Annotated in this window: 14 protein-coding genes and 1 pseudogene; 2 read left to right on the forward strand and 13 right to left on the reverse strand. The window is 68.5% G+C overall.

The window, feature by feature from the left end; translation table 11 throughout:
- Positions 1 to 69 precede the first annotated feature (69 nt).
- The 7 genes from RAB70_RS18360 to rlmD all read right to left on the reverse strand — a co-directional run bounded on the left by RAB70_RS18360 (position 70) and on the right by rlmD (position 5,859).
- Positions 70 to 276, reverse strand: a complete 207-nt coding sequence (locus RAB70_RS18360; RefSeq protein ID WP_003488188.1) for a cold-shock protein — start codon at positions 274 to 276, stop codon at positions 70 to 72.
- Positions 277 to 364: 88 nt separating this feature from the next.
- Positions 365 to 1,111: an S-methyl-5'-thioinosine phosphorylase gene (locus RAB70_RS18365; RefSeq protein WP_148828625.1), complete on the reverse strand. Its 747-nt coding sequence runs from the start codon at positions 1,109 to 1,111 to the stop codon at positions 365 to 367.
- 96 nt (positions 1,112 to 1,207) lie between these two features.
- Complete coding sequence (locus RAB70_RS18370; RefSeq protein ID WP_017917414.1) at positions 1,208 to 1,762, reverse strand: hypoxanthine-guanine phosphoribosyltransferase; 555 nt, start codon at positions 1,760 to 1,762, stop codon at positions 1,208 to 1,210.
- Complete coding sequence (gene nagZ / locus RAB70_RS18375) at positions 1,762 to 2,769, reverse strand: beta-N-acetylhexosaminidase (RefSeq protein ID WP_148828624.1); 1,008 nt, start codon at positions 2,767 to 2,769, stop codon at positions 1,762 to 1,764. Before nagZ ends, RAB70_RS18370 begins: the two co-directional genes overlap by 1 nt.
- Before the next feature lie 383 nt (positions 2,770 to 3,152).
- The gene (locus RAB70_RS18380; protein WP_148828623.1) at positions 3,153 to 3,827 is read right to left on the reverse strand and encodes a DsbA family oxidoreductase; all 675 of its coding nucleotides are present in this window, start codon (positions 3,825 to 3,827) and stop codon (positions 3,153 to 3,155) included.
- A 109-nt stretch (positions 3,828 to 3,936) separates the two neighbouring features.
- On the reverse strand, positions 3,937 to 4,443 hold the full coding sequence (locus RAB70_RS18385; protein ID WP_265530641.1) for a CYTH domain-containing protein: 507 nt from the start codon (positions 4,441 to 4,443) through the stop codon (positions 3,937 to 3,939).
- 69 nt (positions 4,444 to 4,512) lie between these two features.
- Positions 4,513 to 5,859 (reverse strand): 23S rRNA (uracil(1939)-C(5))-methyltransferase RlmD, encoded by a 1,347-nt coding sequence (gene rlmD / locus RAB70_RS18390; protein WP_152181254.1) that lies wholly within the window; start codon positions 5,857 to 5,859, stop codon positions 4,513 to 4,515.
- A 143-nt stretch (positions 5,860 to 6,002) separates the two neighbouring features.
- Here rlmD and RAB70_RS18395 point away from each other — a divergent pair, with 143 nt between their 5' ends.
- Positions 6,003 to 6,719 carry a response regulator transcription factor gene (locus RAB70_RS18395; RefSeq protein ID WP_192578913.1) on the forward strand — a complete coding sequence of 239 codons (717 nt, stop codon included), beginning with the start codon at positions 6,003 to 6,005 and terminating at the stop codon, positions 6,717 to 6,719.
- Positions 6,720 to 7,019: 300 nt separating this feature from the next.
- Positions 7,020 to 9,197 (forward strand): TonB-dependent siderophore receptor, encoded by a 2,178-nt coding sequence (locus tag RAB70_RS18400; RefSeq protein ID WP_225851562.1) that lies wholly within the window; start codon positions 7,020 to 7,022, stop codon positions 9,195 to 9,197.
- A 446-nt stretch (positions 9,198 to 9,643) separates the two neighbouring features.
- Here the strand turns inward: RAB70_RS18400 and recO are convergent.
- The 6 genes and pseudogenes from recO to lepA form a co-directional block, all read right to left on the reverse strand.
- Positions 9,644 to 10,360: pseudogene (gene recO, locus RAB70_RS18405) on the reverse strand (DNA repair protein RecO); the annotation flags it as partial.
- Between the two features lie 230 nt (positions 10,361 to 10,590).
- Positions 10,591 to 11,496: a GTPase Era gene (era, locus tag RAB70_RS18410; protein ID WP_010340598.1), complete on the reverse strand. Its 906-nt coding sequence runs from the start codon at positions 11,494 to 11,496 to the stop codon at positions 10,591 to 10,593.
- Positions 11,493 to 12,173, reverse strand: coding sequence for a ribonuclease III (gene rnc, locus RAB70_RS18415; protein WP_026143959.1), 681 nt, complete (start codon positions 12,171 to 12,173; stop codon positions 11,493 to 11,495). The genes era and rnc overlap by 4 nt, the downstream gene beginning before the upstream one ends.
- Positions 12,163 to 12,540 (reverse strand): DUF4845 domain-containing protein, encoded by a 378-nt coding sequence (locus tag RAB70_RS18420; protein WP_010340596.1) that lies wholly within the window; start codon positions 12,538 to 12,540, stop codon positions 12,163 to 12,165. The genes rnc and RAB70_RS18420 overlap by 11 nt, the downstream gene beginning before the upstream one ends.
- 20 nt (positions 12,541 to 12,560) lie before the next feature.
- Positions 12,561 to 13,361, reverse strand: a complete 801-nt coding sequence (gene lepB / locus RAB70_RS18425; protein WP_010340595.1) for a signal peptidase I — start codon at positions 13,359 to 13,361, stop codon at positions 12,561 to 12,563.
- 101 nt (positions 13,362 to 13,462) lie between these two features.
- Positions 13,463 to 15,253: a translation elongation factor 4 gene (gene lepA / locus RAB70_RS18430; protein ID WP_017911613.1), complete on the reverse strand. Its 1,791-nt coding sequence runs from the start codon at positions 15,251 to 15,253 to the stop codon at positions 13,463 to 13,465.
- Positions 15,254 to 15,523: the final 270 nt, after the last annotated feature.

Here is a 15,523-nt window from a genome sequence, read left to right on the forward strand (position 1 = left end):
ACCACGGCGTCTCCCATAAAAAACCCCGCCGAAGCGGGGTTCAAGGCACAACCGAGTCAACGCGCGCGCTTACTCGACCGGCGTGATATTCGAGGCTTGCGCGCCCTTCGGACCCTGGGTCACGTCGTAGCTGACACGCTGTCCTTCCTGCAGGCTGCGGAAGCCCTTGGAGTTGATCGCGGAGAAGTGCGCGAACACATCGGCGCTACCGTCTTCCGGAGAAATAAAACCAAATCCCTTGGCGTCGTTGAACCACTTGACGGTACCGTTCGGCATGGTGATGCGAGACCTTTTGCAGTGAATGGGTGGTGGTTGTGCGGCAGCCGCACCGGCGGAGTATGCAAAGCTTGCGCAACGAAGACAATCACCCGCGCGCCAGTTCCCCCACCAGCTCCGGCAGCCCGACCGAGGCCGCCTCGACATTGGCCAGCACCTCGGCCAGGGTGATTTCCTCGGCATCGCCGCAGCCGGCCGCCCAGTTCGCCACGATCGCCAGGCAGGCGTAGTCCAGGCCCAGCTCGCGCGCCAACCCGGCTTCGGGCATGCCGGTCATGCCGACCAGGTCGCAACCGTCGCGGCGCAGCCGCGCGATCTCGGCAATGGTTTCCAGGCGCGGCCCCTGCGTGGCGGCGTAGCAGCCACCGTCCACAAGCACGGTGCCGGTGACGCGCGCGGCGGAGAGGATCTTGCTGCGCAGCAGCGGCGAATACGGATGACCGAAATCCACGTGCAACACCTCGCTGCCCGGCTCTTCGCACAGGGTGGAGATGCGCCCCCAGGTGTAGTCGATGAGCTGATCCGGGCATGCCAGCACGCGCGGGCCGAAGCGCTCGGTGATGCCGCCCACCGTGTTCAACGCGAGCACGCGCGTGGCGCCGATCTGCTGCAGCGCAGCAAGGTTGGCGCGGTAGTTGATCTTGTGCGGCGGCAGCGAATGGCCTTCGCCGTGGCGGGCCAGGAAGGCGACGCGGTGGCCAAGCAACGTGCCGACCCGCACCGGGCCGGAAGGCGCGCCGTAGCGCGTCTCGACCTCGTGGGTCTGCACATCGTCCAGTTGTGCGAGCTTGTAGACGCCGGTGCCGCCGATGACGGCCAGTGCGATGTTGTCCATGCGGATCCTCGAACGAAAGGGAACGCCTGCGCCGGCGACGCGCGCCGGCAGCGGGAAACTTCAGCGACGGCGGCGAGGCTGGCTCGCCTGCCCCGCTTACTCCTTCATCGCGTAGATCGCCGGCAGGTTGCGCAGGGCCTCGTTGACGTCCATGCCGAAGCCGAACACGTAGCGGTCCGGCACTTCGACGCCGACGTAGTCGGCACTGACCCCGGGCACGCAGCGGTCGTGGCGCTTGACCGTCAGCGCGGCGATGCGCACGTCGGTGGCGCCCTGCTCCAGGCACCACTCGCGCACTGCCTTCAGGGTCAGGCCTTCGTCGAGGATGTCGTCGAGCAACAGCACGCGGCGACCGTACAGCGCGGTGGCCGGGCGGTGCTTCCACACCAGTTCGCCGCCGACGGTCTCGCCGCGGTAGCGGGTGGCGTGCAGGTAGTCCAGCTGCAGGTCCTGGCCGCGGCTGCCCAGTTCCAGCGCCAGCTGGCCGGCGAACGGCAGCGCGCCGTGCATGATGGTCAGGTAGACCGGGGTTTCGCCGCGGTAGTCGGCGGCGATGGCGTCGGCCATCTGGGCGATGGCCTGGTCGATGCGGGTGCGATCGACCAGCAGGTCGGCCTGGGCCAGGGCCTGGGCGATGGTGAGAGTGGACATCAGGCGGTTTTTCCGAAGGTGGAGAGAAGATGGGATTGGGTGTGGCCATAGCGAGCATCGGCCAGCAGGCCGTCCCAGCCAAGGCCGCCGCGGCCGATCAGGCCGAGCAGCGCGGCGGTGTTGAGCGGGCGATCGCGCACGGCCTGCAGCGAGTCTTCGACCAGTTCCGGGTGGCAGACCAGGACCACGTCGCAGCCGGCGTTCAGGTGCGCAGTGACCCGCGCGGCGACGCCGCCAGCGGCGAACGAGGCGGCCATGCCGATGTCGTCGGAGAACACCACGCCGCGGAAGCCCAGCTCCTGGCGCAGGATCTGCTGGATCCAGCGCGGCGAGTAGCCGGCCGGTTCCGGCGCCACCTGCGGGTAGACCACGTGCGCCATCATCACCGCGTCGGCGCCGGCGGCGATGCCTGCGGAGAACGGCACCAGGTCTTCCTGGCGCAGGGTGTCCAGCGAACGCGGGTCCTCGGCGTTGTCGACGTGGGTGTCCTCGAGCACGGTGCCGTGGCCGGGGAAATGCTTGAGAGTGGCGCCCATGCCGACGCTGTGCATGCCGCGCACATAGGCCGCGGCGAAGGCCGCGACCACCTGCGGATCGTCGCTGAAGGCGCGGTCGCCGATGGCGCGGTTGCCGCGGGCCAGGTCCAGCACCGGGGCGAAGCTGAGGTCGATGCCGCTGGCGCGGATCTCGCTGGCCATCAGCCAGGCGTGCTGCTCGGCCATCTCCAGCGCCGCGGCCGGATCGCGCGCGTACAGCGCGCCGAAATCCTGCAGCGGCGGCAATGCGCTGTAGCCCTCGCGGAAGCGCTGCACGCGCCCGCCTTCCTGGTCCACGCAGAGCAGCAGCGGCCGCGGCGTGGCGGCGCGGATCGCCGCGCTCAACTCGGTCACCTGCGCGCGCGAGGCGAAATTGCGTTTGAACAGGACCACGCCGGCCACCGCATCGTGCTGCAGCCAGTCGCGCTCCTGCGCGGTGAGTTCGGTACCGGCAACGCCGATCGCGAGCATGCGGGGGATTCCTCCTGCCGGCGCGGTTCAGGCGCCTGTGGGTCGGCATTGTCGCAGATGCCGGCGTCGGCGGCAGGTCGCGCCGCTGCCAGCTGACACGTCTCGGTAATGAACGCGTCCGAGTTGAGGCGCGCGCAGCGACGCGCAGCGCAGCAGAGCCGCGCCGCGCTGCAGTCCGCCCGGTCCGCGCGCGCAAGGCGGCCTTGCGGCCCGTTGCCTGGCCGCCTGGCTGGCACGCGCGCGATGCGGGAGAGGTCCGCGGCGAACCGGCATGGGCATCAGCAGGACGCCTGCGCACCACCGCGGGCCGCCCCTCGCCTCCTGCGACGCTGTCTGGCGCGCCGCCCGCGGCGCGGGGCACCCAACGTACAGCGCGCGACGTTCTAGACCGCGCACCCCTCCGGACCGCAATCGCGGCCCGCCTGGGCGTCGGCCAGCAAACCGCGCACGGTGGCGGCGAACACCTCCGGCGGCTGCGCGCCCTGCAGCGCCTGGCGGCCATCGATGACGTAGGTGGGCACCGCGCGGATGCCCATGGCCTGCGCCTGCTGCAGTTCCGCCTCGATCTCGTCCAGTCCCTCGTCGCCGGCCAGCAGCGCCTGCACCCGCGCCGCCGACAACCCACCGGCGGCACCGGCATCGCACAGCGTCTGCACCTCGGCCAGGTTGCGGCCCTCGGCGAAGTGCGCATGGAACAGCGCCTCGGCGACCGCGTCGACATCGCCCTCGCGCGCGGCCAGCCACAGCAAGCGGTGCGCGGGCAGCGTGGTCACCCGCACCTGGCCGCGGCCGAAGTCGAACGGCAGGCCTTCGGCGCGTGCGGTGGCCTGGGTCTGCGCGAGGATCTGCTCGGTGCGCGCCGCACCACCGAACTTGGCCGCATAGGCCTCGCGCAACGGCACCGGCTCGGTGCCGGCATCCGGATCCAGTTGATACGGATGCCAGTGGATCTCCAGCGCCGGCGCGTCCGCGCCGAGCGACGCAAGACCTTGCTGCAACCGGCGCTTGCCGATCCAGCACCAGGGACAGACCACGTCGGACCAGATATCGATGCGCATGAGCGGGGATTAGGGATTAGGGATTGGGGATTGGGGATTGGGGATTGGGGATTGGGGATTCGCAAAAGCATAAGCCGGATCGCTGCAGCTGGCCCGCCTTTGCCAATCCCTAATCCCGACTCCCCAATCCCGTCCATTCGCAGAATGGACACGTCGCCAGCGCCACGTTGTAGTACCGCGGATCGTCGGTGACTTCGGCGCCGAGCCAGTCCGGCGTGGCGAACGCCTCGTCGGCGCTGTCCAGCTCGATCTCGGCGACCACCAGCCCGGCGTTGTCGCCGAGGAACTCGTCCACTTCCCAGAGGTGGCCCTGGTACTGCACGAGATGCCGGCGCTTGTCGATCATGCCGCCCACGCACAGCGCCAGCAGCGCGCGCGCATCGTCCAGCGGGATCGGGTACTCGAACTCCTGGCGGGTATGCCCGAGCTCGCGCGACTTGAGGTTGAGGAACGCGGCCTCGCCCTGCACCCGCACCCGCACCGACGCCTTCTGCGCCCCGCTGGCCAGCGCCGCCTGGTCGTTGAGATAGCCCTGCGCCATCGGAATCACCGCATGCGCCGCCGCGCGCCAGCCGTCGCCGATGACGAGGAATTTGCGTTCGATTTCGATGGCCATGGGAATCGGGAATGGGGAAAGGAGAATGGAAAAAGCTTAAACCGCGCGCGCAGCCGCTGTGACGAATCCCTAATCCCGATTCCCCATTCCCGGCTTTTCGAACACCGCAATGCTCTCCACATGCGCGGTGTGCGGGAACATGTCCATCGCGCCGGCGGCCTTGAGCACGAAGCCCTGTTCGTTGACCAGGTAGCCGGCGTCGCGCGCCAGCGAGCCAGGATGGCAGCTGACGTAGACGATGCGCTGGAACTGTTTCAGCGGCAGTTGCTGCAGCACCTCCAGCGCACCGGAACGCGGCGGGTCCAGCAGCAGCTTGTCGAAGCCCTGGCGCATCCACGGCGCCTGCCGTTGGTCCTGGGTCAGGTCGGCGGCGAAGAACTGGGCGTTGTCCAGGCCGTTGCGCTGCGCGTTGTCCCGCGCGCGCGCCACCAGCCCGGCGTCGCCTTCCACGCCGACCACCTCGCGCACGGTGCGCGCCAGCGGCAGGGTGAAGTTGCCCAGGCCGCAGAACAGGTCCAGCACGCGGTCGTCGGGCTGCGCGTCGAGCAGCGCCAGCGCGTGCGCGATCATCTTCTCGTTGAGCGCGGCGTTGACCTGGATGAAGTCCAGCGGCCGGAACGCCAGTTCCACGTCCCATTGCGGCAGCCGGAACGACAGCGGCACGGCCTGCGGATACAGCGGGTGCACGCTGTCCACGCCACCGGGCTGCAGGAAGATGGCGAAGTCGTGCTCCTGGGCGAAGGCGATCAGCGCGTCCTGGTCGCGCGCGCTCAGCGGCTGCATGTGTCGGAAGGTCAGCGCCACCGCGGCGTCGCCGGCGATGAACTCGATCTGCGGGATGTCGCGCTTGCCGTCCAGGCTTTCGACCAGTTCGGCCAGCGCGGTCACCTTGAAGCCGATCTGCGGGATCACCGTGTGGCAGACCGACAGGTCGGCGACGAAACGCGGATCCTGCTCGCGGAACCCGACCAGGGTCTTGTCCTTCTTTTCCACCCGCCTAACCGAGAAGCGGCCCTTGCGCCGATAGCCCCAGGGCGCGCCGGTCAGCGCCGGCAGCACCGCCTGCGGGGTCACGTGGCCGATGCGCTCCAGGTTCTCGGTCAGCACCCGCTGCTTGGCGACGATCTGCTGGTCCTCGGCCAGGTGCTGCAGCACGCAGCCGGCGCAGACGCCGAAATGCGGGCAGCGCGGCGTCACCCGCTGCGGCGAGGCCTGCAGCACCTGCACGGTGCGCGCCTCGTCGAAGTGGCGGTTGCGCGCGGTCGGTTCGGCCAGGACGGTCTCGCCGGGCAGCGCGCCGGCGACGAAGGCGACCTTGTCGCCCTCGCGGCGGGCCACGCCGCGGCCGTCGTGGCTGAGGTCGGCGATGTCGGTCTGGAAGGGCGTGCGGTCGAGACGGTTTCTGGATCGGGCCACGTGGCAACAGGCTGCGGGCGGAAAAGGGCGGCTATTGTCGCAGATGGGCCGGGCCTCGCCGGCTTGCGATTGCCGCGCCGGCGAGGCAAAGTGGCGCACGCACGCGCGCCACCGCGCGGGATGCGACCACGCCGCATGGAGGCATCAGCATGGCATCGAACCAGGACCCGGTAACGCGACTGCTGCTCGTCGAAGACGACCCGATCAGCCGCGCTTTCTTCGACGCGACGCTGCAAGCGCTGCCGGCCCAGGTGGACCTGGCCGACTCCGTCGCCAGCGCCCTCGCCCGCGCGCAGGCGCAGGCGCACGACCTGTGGCTGATCGACGCCAACTTGCCCGACGGCAGCGGCAGCGACTTGCTGTGCCAGTTGCAGCGGCAACGCCCCGGCACCCTGGGGCTGGCGCATACCGCCGACACCAGCGCCACGGTCCGCGCGCAGTTGCTCGACGCCGGGTTCGCCGACGTGCTGCTGAAACCGCTCAGCACCGAACGGCTGCTGCAATCGGTGCGCCGGCTGCTCGCGCGCAGCCGCCTCGGCGGCACCGCCGGGACCGCCGAACCGACCCTGGACTGGGACGAGACCACCGCGCTGGCCGCGCTCAACGGCGAGCGCGCGCACTTGATCGCATTGCGCGAACTGTTCCTGGCCGAGCTGCCCGGCACCCGCGATGCGGTGGCCTCGGCCCTGCAACTCAGCGACGACCAGGCCGTGCGCAGCCACCTGCACCGGCTGCAGGCCAGCTGCGGCTTCGTCGGCGCCGCCCGCCTGGCGCGGGCCGTGCGCCAGTTGCATGGCGACCCGGCCTCTTCGCAGGCCCGCCACCAGTTCAGCGAGGCGGTGGCGGCGTTGTTGCACTGAAGGCCGGGATTGGAGATTGGGGATGGCTCCCAGTCACTTCCCACGCGTCGGCGTGGGGCGCCACCTGCCACAACCCGCGCTTCTCGAGCGTTGCCCTGGCGGTCCCGGCTGGCAGCCGCCCTTCCCCGTGCGGTCACGATCCGGTCTCGCGACGGTGACGACAACGACGGCGTCCGCATGGCGCTCGCCACATAGCGAAACTTGCAAATAAGATTCGTTCTCGAATAAATTAACGCCCCGACGACATCTGCGGACCAGCCATCGCCCCGTCCGTTCACTACACGCAACAGGGGCCTTCTCATGTTTCAGACATCATTCCACCGGCCAGCGCCGGCCATGGGCGTGCTCGCCCGCGCGCTGCTGGCCGCTCTCGTGGCCGCCGCGTCCACCTCGGCCAGCGCCCAGGACACCGCCAGTGACGGCACCCGCGATGCCGGGTCATCGGCCGAGGCCACGCAACTGGACACGGTCATGGTCAAAGGCCAGCGGCTCAGCCTGGACCTGCAGCAGGATGCGGCGGTCGGCGCGCTGGGCACGTCGCGCCTGCTGGATACGCCGTTCTCGGTGAGCCTGATCGAAGAACCCGAGATCGCGCGGCGCCAGGCCACCACGCTGGGGCAGATCTTCATCAACGATCCATCGGTGTTCGCGGCCGAGCCGCCGGCCACCACCAATTGGTGGGGCACGCAGATCCGCGGCATCGGCGTGCGCAATTTCTACGTGGACGGCGTGCCCATGCTGATGGAATGGGGCGGCGAGTTCCCGCTGGAAGCGGTGCAATCGGTGCAGGCGCTGAAGGGCCTGGGCGGCTTCATGTACGGCTTCGGCGCACCGGGCGGCATCGTCAGCTACCAGACCAAGCGCCCCACCGACACGCCACTGCTGGCCACCACGGTTGGCTACCGCAACGACAACGTGTTCTCGGCGCAGGTGGATGCGGGCGGCCGTGCCAACGGCGCCGACTCCTTCGGCTACCGGCTCAACGCCGGCATCGAACGCGGCGACGCGTACAACGGCGCGGGCATCGACCGCAAGACGATCGCTCTTGCGGTCGAGCAACCGATCGTCGAGGGCCTGACCTGGCATGCCGAACTGGTGCACGAGCGCAACACGCTCGAGCACGAGCCGCTGTATTTCTATTGGGACGCCTACCAGGGCACCCGCCTGCCCCGCCCCACCAGCGACTACGACAAGATCCGCGTCGACGGGGCCTACTACGAGACCGCCCTGCTGCACGCGACCACCGGCCTGAACTGGCGCATCGACGAGCGCTGGAGTGCGGCGCTGAGCCTGGGCGGCAGCCGCCGCCGGCACACGTCGCACAAGATGTTCGCCAATCTGCTGAACGAAGCGGGCGACTACGCCGGTTTCGCCTACGACTTCGGTGCGGTGCTGCGCAACAGCGTGGTGCAGTTGCTGGTCAACGGCCGCGTCGACACCGGTCCGGTGACGCACGCGTTGGTGTTCGGTGCCTCGGTGCAGCGCAGTTGGGACCAGTGGAGCAAGGCGTTCTACTGGAGCAACGACTTCGACGGCAACCTGTATCGCCCGCAGTCCTTCCGCCCCACCCGCCGACCGGACTACAGCCTGGCGCCGGTCAGCGCGGACCTGCGCCAGAAGGCGGTGTTCGTCAGCGACACCCTGCAGTTCGGCGACCACTGGCGCGCCATCCTCGGCGCGCGCCACGTGGATTACCAGCAACGCGATCTGGATGGCGACGCGTCGGTGGACAGCGGCTACCGCACCTCGGTGACGACCCCGACCGTGGCGCTGATCTACAAGCCCATCGACGACGTGTCGCTCTACGCCAGCTACGTGGAGGCGCTGGAGCCCGGCAGCCGCGTCGGCACCGATGCGCTGCCCGCCTATGCCAACGCCGGCAGCGTGCTGGCGCCGACGGTGAGCAAGCAGTACGAACTGGGCGCCAAGCTGCAGAGCGGGCGCTTCGCGCTGACCACCGCCGCGTTCCGCATCGAGCGCGGCGCGCAGATCGACGCCTACCGCGACGGCCTGCGCTACCTGACCCAGGACGGCCTGACCCTGTATCGCGGGCTGGAAGTGATCGGCAGCGTCGGCGTGACCGAGGATCTGGAAGTGGGCGTCGGCGGACTGTGGATGGACCCGCGGCTGCAGGATCTGTCGCCGGACAACGCGGCCCTGCGCGGCAACCGCCCGGCCGGCGCTGCACGCCGGCAGTTGCTGGCCAATGCCACCTGGCGCGTGCCGGGCGTGCGCGGCCTGAGCCTGCACGGCAACGTGCGCTACTCCGGCGATGCCTACTACGAGGATCAGAATCGCGTGCTCATCCCCGGGCATACCGTCGCCGCGGCCGGCTTCCAGTACGCCACCACGCTGGGCGGCTACGACGCGTTGCTGACAGGCAACATCAACAACCTGTTCGATCGCACCTACTGGAACCAGCACACGCTGGGCGAGGCACGCAATGCGGCGCTGAGCCTGCGGATCGATTGGCGCTGAGTGCGCCTGCCGCTGCCGTGGCCCCGCGTGGCGACGGCGGCGACGGGCGGCGGCGTGGAGGTCTGTGGTCGTGACGGAAGCGACCGCAGGCGCGGCTCCAGCCGCGAAGGCGTTACCGGGAAAATCCGTCGCCGCTGACCCCGCAAGAACGGACAAGAACCGCTTCTACGGAGCAAGCCGCACCCGGTTGGGCGTGTGACGAACGCAGCTCACTCGGGTGTCCGCGTGGCGGCAGCGCTCGCGGCGTCGATCCGCCGCACTCACGACGCCGCGGAAGGCGGCGACCGCGGCGACGCTTCCGGTGTGGATATCGACATCGGATCGCGCTGCGCATCCGGCTCGGCGTCCGGCTCCGATATCGCCGCAGGTGCAGCCGATCCCGGCGGCTCGTCCTGCGGCGGCTCGGGATCGGCGACCGCCGGCGCGATGCCCGCGGCGCTGGCGCTGCGCTGCCGCGCCAGGTCCTCGACCATTTCCCAGGATTTCAGGCCGCGCCCGCCGAGGTGGTGCAGCAGCACCACACGCATGCCGCGGCGCAGGCCGGGCAGATCCTCGGCAGCCGGTTCGGTATCGTCGGCCAGCGCCAGCAGGGCGCGCCCGGTGGCCATGCCGCTGCGTTGATCGTGGCCGCGGTCGCTCAGCAGCCGGCGTGGCCCGTGCTCGGCGTCGAGCACGTAGCGCGCGGCCGGGTCGATCGGGTCGCCGTCGCCGTCGTGGCGCAGGTCGAATCCCACGCCCAGCGCCTCCAGCAGGTCGCGCTCGAAGCAGCGCAGCGACCAGGCCAGCGGCGCTTCGGCGGCCAGCCGCGCGCGCACCCGCGCGTACGCCAGATACAGGTCCGGCGCCGGATCGTCGCGCGGCGCCAGACGCAGCGTCAGTTCGTTGATGTAGAAGCCGGCCAGCATCGCCTCGCCGCTCAGCCGCGGCGCCGCATCCATCGCCTCGGCCTCGCGCAGTTGCGCCAGTTCGCCGCGGCGCTGCGCGCTGAAGCGGATCGACTGCAGCGGCTGCAGTGCCGCGCGCAAGGCCTGCTTCTTCGGCCCGTGCACGCCGCGGGCCAGCACGCCGAGCCGGCCGTGATGCACGCTCAGCACCTCCACCAGCAGGCTGGTCTCGCGCCAGGGCCGGGCGTGCAGGACGAAACCGGGTTCGTGCTCGATCAAGGCTGCAGGGGCTGGGAATGGGGAGTGGGGAATAGGGAATGGAACAGCATGCCGTCCCTGGCCGCATCATCGTCCAACGAACGGAAGGAGCCAGCGTCGTGTAGAAGCGGCGTCAGCCGCGGCGGGCGTTACCGGGGGAGCGCACGTGGCTGAAGCCGCCCTTACGCACGCCATGATTGTCCGGGAGGCGCGGAAATCCGATTCCCGATTCCCGATTCACCATTCCCGGCTTATTCCCCGTACCCGAACGCCTTCAGCGCGGCTTCGTCGTCGGACCAGCCCTCGCGCACGCGCACCCAAGTCTCCAGGAACACCTTGGCGCCGAACAGGCGTTCCATCTGCTGGCGGGCCTTGGCGCCGATGTCCTTCAGGCGGGTACCGCCCTTGCCGATCACGATCGCCTTCTGGCCTTCGCGCTCGACCCAGATCACCGCGCCGATGCGCAGCAGCGCGCCGTCCTCGGCGAAGCGCTCGATCTCCACGGTGGTCGCGTACGGCAGTTCCTCGCCGAGCTGGCGCATCAACTGCTCGCGCACCAGTTCGCCGGCCAGGAAGCGCTGGCTGCGGTCGGTGATCTCGTCCTCGCCGAACATCGGCGGCGCTTCCGGCACCAAGGCCAGCAGGTCGCGCACCAGCGCCTCCAGGCCCTTGCGCTTGAGCGCGGAGATCGGATGCACCGCGGCGAAGCTGCGGCCCTCGCTGACCTGCTGCAGGAACGGCAGCAGCGCGGTCTTGTCCTTGAGCCGGTCGACCTTGTTGACCACCAGCACCACCGGGATGCCGGCGTCGCTGAGCACGTTGAACGCCAGCGTGTCCTCCTCGTCCCAACGCCCGGCCTCGATCACCAGCAGGCCCGCGTCCACGCCCTCCAGCGAGCCGCGCGCGGCGCGGTTCATCACCCGGTTCATGGCGCGCTTCTGCTCGCGGTGCAGGCCGGGGGTATCGACCAGCAGCAACTGGCCGGCCGGGAAGCTGGCGATGCCCAGCAGCCGGTGCCGGGTGGTCTGCGGCCGATTGGAGACGATGCTGACCTTGGCGCCCACCAGGGCGTTGGTCAGGGTGGACTTGCCCACGTTGGGGCGGCCGATCACGGCCACGCTGCCGCTGCGGTAAGGGGGAGTGGCTTGTTCGTTCACTTGCTCGAATCCAGTTGCTCGATGGCGGCGGCGGCGGCCTGCTGCTCGGCCAGGCGCCGCGAAGTGCCCTCGCCCTCGGTCACCAGGGCGGGCTCGGCGAGTACGCAGCGTACCCGGAATAGCTTGGCGTGGTCGTCGCCGGTCTCGCTGATCAGTTCGTAGGCCGGCAAGGTCCGCTGCCGGGCCTGCAGCCATTCCTGCAGGCGGGTCTTGGCGTCCTTCTCCACCTTGCCCACCGGCAGCGCCGCCAGCGCGGCCTCGAACCAGGGCAGGATGGTGGCGCGGCAGGTCTCGAAGCCGGCGTCCAGGTAGATCGCCGCGACCACGGCCTCCACCGCATCGGCCAGGATCGAGTCGCGGCGATGGCCGCCGGACTTCATCTCGCCCGGCCCCAGGGTCAGGCGTTCGCCCAGTTCCAGTTGCCGGCCGATCGCGGCCAGCGAAGCCTCGCGCACCAGTTCGGCGCGGGCGCGGGTCAGCGCGCCTTCGTCGGCCTTGGGCCAGCGCTGGTACAGCGCCTCGGCGATCAGCAGGTTGACGATGCCATCGCCGAGGAATTCCAGGCGTTCGTTGTGCGGTGCGCCGGCACTGCGATGGGTCAGCGCCTGTGCCAGCAACTGCGGCTCGGCAAAGCGGTGACCGATGCGGTCACCGCGCAGGATGGTCTTACTGGCCACCACGCGTCGTCAGGTCCTGGGTGGCGTCGAACTTGCCGACCACGTCCAGATTGGCGATCAGCGGGCGGCGCACTTCGTAGGCCACGTGCATCTTCACGCCGGTGTCGGTGCGCTCGAAGGTGACGTCGCCCGGCTTCACGTTGTCCGAGTTGTTGATGTCCAGGCGCCGGAACAACGAGGCCTTGGCCTGCGACGGGTCCATCTCGGCGCTGCCGGCTTCGGTCGCCAGGCCCTTCATCGCCGAGCGCACCGCATAGAACTCCATGTACATCGGGAACAGCTTCATGCCGATGTAGACGAAGAATCCGACCACCGCCAGCACGATCACGAACGAGGTCAAGGTCATGCCACTTTGCTTGTGCTTCATCGCGCTTCCCCTCACGCAAGTCACTGAATGGTCGTCCCGATCCGCGACGGATCGAAACTGCCGCTGCAAAACCAGCCTTCGCAATTGAGCCAGATCAGGAACGCCTTGCCGCGCAGGTTCTCCTCGGGCAGGAAATGGGTCTGGGTCCAGAACCGGCTGTCCTCGCTGTTGTCGCGATTATCGCCCATCACGAAGTACTTGCCCGGCGGCACCACCCAGTCGCCCTGGCCGGCGGGATTGTTGCGGTCGATCCATTCCAGCTCGGTGTGGGTGCGGCCCGGCAGATACTCGGTGAGCAGCGTGGCACCGGTCATTTCCGCGCCCTTGCCCTTGCCGACGTACTCGCCCATGACCTTGTACTTCATCGGCGTGCCGTTGATGTACAGGGTGTCGCCGTGGAAGCCGATGCGATCGCCCGGCAGGCCGATCACGCGCTTGATCCAGTTCTCGTCCGGCTTGTGCGGCGGCTTGAACACCACCACGTCGCCGCGCTTGGGCTCGCCGACCGGAATGATCTTCTGGTTGGTGATCGGCAGGCGGAAGCCATAGGAGAACTTGTTGACCAGGATGAAATCGCCGACCAGCAGGTTCGGCATCATCGAGCTGGACGGAATCTTGTACGGCTCGGCGATGAAGCTGCGCAGGATCAGCACCACCGCCAGGACCGGGAAGAACGCCCGCGAGTAGTCGACGATCACCGGCTCGCTGTCGAGCAACCCGGCCCGCGCGGCGCGGCGCTTGGCGAAGAACAGCTTGTCCAGCAGGGTGATGATGCCGGTGGCGAAGGTCAGGACCACCAGCGCGATTTCAAACCATTTCATTCTTATTCCTTCGGAATGGGAATCGGGAATGGAGAACGGGGAATCGGGAAGGCAAGAGCAGGCGCTCTTTCCATTCCCCATTCCCTATTCACGACTCCCAGCTACTTGTCCATCTGCAGCACAGCCAGGAAGGCTTCCTGCGGGATTTCCACGCGGCCGACCTGCTTCATGCGCTTCTTGCCTTCCTTCTGCTTTTCCAACAGCTTCTTCTTGCGCGAGACGTCGCCACCATAGCACTTGGCCAGCACGTTCTTGCGCATCGCCTTGACCGTGGTGCGGGCGATGATCTGCGAGCCGATCGCGGCCTGGATCGCCACGTCGAACATCTGCCGCGGGATCAGGTCCTTCATCTTCTCGCACAGTTCGCGGCCGCGGCGGTCGGCGTGGCTGCGGTGCGCGATCAGCGACAGCGCATCGACCTTGTCGCCGTTGATCAGCACGTCCACGCGCACGAACGGGCCGGCGTCGAAGCGCACGAAGTGGTAATCCAGCGAGGCGTAGCCGCGGCTGACCGACTTGAGCTTGTCGAAGAAGTCCAGCACCACCTCGGCCATCGGCAGTTCGTAGCTGATCTGCACCTGGCTGCCCAGGTAGTTGATGCCGATCTGGCTGCCGCGCTTTTCCTCGCACAGCTTGATGATGTTGCCGATGTATTCCTCGGGGGTGAGGATGTTGGCGCGGATGATCGGCTCGCGAATCTCCTCGACCATGTTCACCGGCGGCAGCTTGGCCGGGTTGTCCATGCTGATGATGCTGCCGTCGGTCTTCAGCACCTCGTAGACCACGGTCGGCGCGGTGCTGATCAGGTCCAGGTTGTACTCGCGCTCCAGGCGCTCCTGCACGATCTCCATGTGCAGCATGCCGAGGAAGCCGCAGCGGAAGCCGAAGCCCATCGCCTCGGAGCTTTCCGGCTCGAAACGCAGCGCCGCGTCGTTCAGGCGCAGCTTGTCCAGCGCCTCGCGCAGGTTGGTGTAGTCCTCGGCATCGACCGGGAACAGGCCGGCGAACACGCGCGGCTGCATTTCCTGGAAGCCCGGCAGCGGCTTGCTCGCCGGATCGCCGGCCAGGGTCAGGGTGTCGCCGACCGGCGCGCCGTGCACGTCCTTGATGCTGGCGGTGACCCAACCCACCTCGCCCGCGCGCAGCGCCGGCAGCACCTTGCGCTTGGGCGTGAACACGCCGACGTTGTCGACCTGGTGGGTGCGGCCGGTAGACATCACCAGCAGCTTGTCGCCAGCCTTGATCTCGCCCTGCATCACCCGCACCAGCGAGACCACGCCCAGGTAGTTGTCGAACCAGGAATCGATGATCAGCGCCTGCAGCTTGTCGGTGTCGCGCGGCACCGGCGGCGGGATGCGGTGCACGATCGCCTCCAGCACGTCGCGCACGTTCAGCCCGGTCTTGGCGCTGACCGCGACCGCGTCGGTGGCGTCGATGCCGATCACCGCCTCGATCTCGGCCTTGGCGCGGTCGATGTCGGCGGTGGGCAGGTCGATCTTGTTCAGCACCGGCACCACTTCCAGGCCCTGCTCCACCGCGGTGTAGCAGTTGGCCACCGACTGCGCTTCCACGCCCTGCGCCGCGTCCACCACCAGCAGCGCGCCCTCGCAGGCGGCCAGCGAGCGGCTGACCTCGTAGGAGAAGTCGACGTGGCCGGGGGTGTCGATGAAGTTCAGGTGGTAGACCTGCCCGTCCTGCGCGGTGTACGGCAGCGACACGGACTGGGCCTTGATGGTGATGCCGCGTTCGCGCTCGATCGGGTTGGAGTCGAGCACCTGCGCTTCCATCTCGCGCGCCTGCAGGCCGCCGCAGAGCTGGATGATGCGATCGGCCAGGGTCGATTTGCCGTGGTCGACGTGGGCGATGATGGAGAAGTTGCGGATGTTCCGCATCGAATCAGAGGACATGAGGTGGGCGGCCAACAAAACCAGCGGCAAAGACATCAACTATGTCGCCATGTACCACATCGCGCAAGTACCGCTCATCTGCATTGGCGGGCAGGATAGCCGAAACAGGCTAACACCTTGACTTTTCAGAAAAATTCAAGTAGCAAACCGCAGCCCGGTATCGCACTGGGCAGTCGACACTTTCCTCTTCGAAAGGAACATGAAATGAAAAGGTCAACTTTCTTCAAGAACGTCACGATCGCTTGCATCGCAGCG

This window comes from Xanthomonas sontii, from assembly GCF_040529055.1.
Classification (GTDB): Bacteria; Pseudomonadota; Gammaproteobacteria; order Xanthomonadales; family Xanthomonadaceae; genus Xanthomonas_A; species Xanthomonas_A sontii.

Excerpts from the sequence above, each read along its gene's own strand:
- RAB70_RS18370 (WP_017917414.1), bottom strand. The coding sequence starts at position 1,762 with ATGTCCACTCTCACCATCGCCCAGGCCCTGGCCCAGGCCGACCTGCTG.
- RAB70_RS18420 (WP_010340596.1), bottom strand. The coding sequence starts at position 12,540 with ATGAAGCACAAGCAAAGTGGCATGACCTTGACCTCGTTCGTGATCGTG.
- RAB70_RS18360 (WP_003488188.1), bottom strand. The coding sequence starts at position 276 with ATGCCGAACGGTACCGTCAAGTGGTTCAACGACGCCAAGGGATTTGGT.
- lepB (WP_010340595.1), bottom strand. The coding sequence starts at position 13,361 with ATGAAATGGTTTGAAATCGCGCTGGTGGTCCTGACCTTCGCCACCGGC.
- RAB70_RS18365 (WP_148828625.1), bottom strand. The coding sequence starts at position 1,111 with ATGGACAACATCGCACTGGCCGTCATCGGCGGCACCGGCGTCTACAAG.
- RAB70_RS18380 (WP_148828623.1), bottom strand. The coding sequence starts at position 3,827 with ATGCGCATCGATATCTGGTCCGACGTGGTCTGTCCCTGGTGCTGGATC.
- lepA (WP_017911613.1), bottom strand. The coding sequence starts at position 15,253 with ATGCGGAACATCCGCAACTTCTCCATCATCGCCCACGTCGACCACGGC.
- nagZ (WP_148828624.1), bottom strand. The coding sequence starts at position 2,769 with ATGCTCGCGATCGGCGTTGCCGGTACCGAACTCACCGCGCAGGAGCGC.
- RAB70_RS18400 (WP_225851562.1), top strand. The coding sequence starts at position 7,020 with ATGTTTCAGACATCATTCCACCGGCCAGCGCCGGCCATGGGCGTGCTC.
- RAB70_RS18385 (WP_265530641.1), bottom strand. The coding sequence starts at position 4,443 with ATGGCCATCGAAATCGAACGCAAATTCCTCGTCATCGGCGACGGCTGG.